General features: G+C 73.8%; 1 protein-coding gene and 2 pseudogenes. All 3 read right to left on the reverse strand.

Translation table 11 applies throughout. From position 1 onward, the window contains the following. Positions 1–290 (reverse strand): annotated as a pseudogene (locus D8M29_RS11060) (hypothetical protein); the annotation flags it as partial. 226 nt (positions 291–516) lie between these two features. Further along, entirely contained in the window at positions 517–1,860 is a 1,344-nt protein-coding gene (gene tgt, locus D8M29_RS11065) for a tRNA guanosine(34) transglycosylase Tgt (RefSeq protein WP_127435580.1), read from the reverse strand. Between the two features lie 41 nt (positions 1,861–1,901). Beyond that, positions 1,902–2,274: pseudogene (locus D8M29_RS11070) on the reverse strand (ornithine cyclodeaminase family protein); the annotation flags it as partial.

Genomic DNA, 2,274 nt, shown 5'->3' on the forward strand with positions numbered 1-2,274 from the left:
TGCGTGCGCGCCAGATGGATGGGGCCGCGCTCCCACTGCCGCGGCAGCCACATCTCCCAGAGGCGAGCGGCGGTGGCGTGGGTGGCCGCGGTGCCGGGGTTCGTCCGCTGGAGGGCGCGGACGACGTCGGCCAGTGAGGGCTGACCCCCGGCGGTGTGCCGCAGCCCGTGGTGCGGGGCGTCGAACCGGGGGCCGCGCAGCTGCGAGGCCGTCAGGCCGGCCTGCAGCCCCGCGGCGACCGGGAAGACGGGGCTGAGGACGGCGTCGTCGTGCGGAGGAGGGGCGACCATGCCGCCACCCTCTCCTTCCATGGGCGGACACGGTGCCGCGACCGCGAGGGCCGTGGAGGGTGAGCTGCGCCCGCGGCCCTGTGCAGGAGCCGCCGAATCGTCTGGCTCACGTCCCCCACGCGTCCGAGCGGCGCTGAGCCAGACGAATCGGTCGAGACAGCCCCCTCAGAACAGCAGAAACGTCTGGCTCGCGCCCGTCGCAGCGTGCCGGCGGACCCAGCACCCCTCAGCCCTTCGGGGCGTAGTACCGGCCGAGGGTCTCGGCCTTGAGCTCGGCGAGCGTGCCGTCCTGCATGGCCGCGCGGATCCGGTCCACGAGCGAGACCGTGAACCGCTCGTTGTGGATGGAGAGGAGCGTGTGCGCCACCATCTCCTTCGCCTTGAACAGGTGCCGCAGGTACGCGCGGGAGTAGTGGGCGCACGTGTAGCAGTCGCACTCGGGGTCCAGCGGGCCGAAGTCGCGGCGGTACTTCACCCCGGGCAGGTTGTAGCGCCCGTCGCGGGTGTAGAACGCACCGGTGCGGGCCACCCGGGTGGGGGAGACGCAGTCGAAGGTGTCGGCGCCGTTCTCGACGGCGGTGAACAGGTCGTCGGGTTCGGAGATGCCCAGCAGGTGGCGCGGCTTGTCCTCGGGCAGCTCCTGCGCGCACCAGCCCACGATGGTCCCGAGGTTCTCCTTCTCCAGGGCCCCGCCGACGCCGTAGCCGTCGAAGCCGGACGTCACGCCGTCGAGCTCCCCCGCGGCCGGGAACTCGGCCCGCATCGCCGCGAGGTCGCGGCAGGCCTTGCGGCGCAGGTCCTCGTACTGGGCGCCCTGGATCACGCCGAACAGCGCCTGGTACGGCCGCGCCGCGCGGACCCCGGTGAGGCGGGCGTGCTCGTCGAGGCAGCGCTGGGCCCAGCGGCGGGTGCGCTCGAGCGCCTCCTCCTGGTAGCCGCGGGAGTTGTGCAGGGTGGTCAGCTCGTCGAAGGCGAACATGATGTCCGCGCCGAGGTTGTGCTGGATGCCCACGGACACCTCGGGGGTGAACCGGTGCCGGTCCCCGGTGAGGTGGGACTTGAACCAGACGCCGTCGTCGTCGACGTTGGCCAGGCGCTCCTTTCCGGGGGCGACGGCGTCGTCGGCGCCCTGCCCCTCAGGCGCGCCGGGGCCCTTCATGTCGATGACCTTCTTGAAGCCCGAGCCGAGGCTCATCACCTGGAAGCCGCCCGAGTCCGTGAAGGTCGGCCCGGGCCAGTTCATGAACGCGCCGAGGCCGCCGGCCTCGTCCAGGAGGTCGTCACCGGGCTGCAGGTACAGGTGATACGCGTTGGCCAGCAGCGCCTGCGCGCCGAGCTCCGCCATGGACTCGGGCAGCACCGCCTTCACCGAGGCCTGCGTCGCGACGGGGATGAACGCCGGCGTCTGGATCCGCCCGTGCGGCGTGGTGATCACACCGGTGCGCCCGAGCGGGGCGCCGTCCGCACCGCCGGTCTCCAGCCGGTGCGTCACCTCGAAGCCGAACTGCGAGGGATGCGCGGGGGCACCGGAGGCGGGCTGCGGCGTCGGGGCGGCGGGGGTCTCAGGCATGGGACCCAGGGTAGTGCGCAGGCACCGCAGGCCGCCCCGGCTCAGCCCAGCACCTCCCGCGCCACCGCGCTCGCCACCACCAGGTCCTGCCAGGGCATGCCGGTGGTGACGAACAGGGCGGGCGCGCCCTCCCGACGACGCGCGGTCCCGGCCACGAGCTCGGCCAGCGTCACCGTGTCCTCGATCCCGGCCAGCGCGCCGGAGTCGATCGCGAGGGTCACGTCCCCGGCCTCGCGGGCGGCCGAGTCCCGCGACTCCACCGCCACGGTCGCGCGGCGGGCCAGGGCGTCGTCGGTCTCGCGGGCGTCCGTGGTGTGCGAGCCCATCGCCACGACCGTCGCGTGCTCCGGCACGAGCGTCCCGTCGAACAGCGGGGCCGTCGCGGCCGTGCACGTCACCACGACGTCCGCCTCC

This window comes from Micrococcus sp. HSID17227, from assembly GCF_003989405.1.
Lineage (GTDB): Bacteria > Actinomycetota > Actinomycetes > Actinomycetales > Micrococcaceae > Micrococcus > Micrococcus luteus.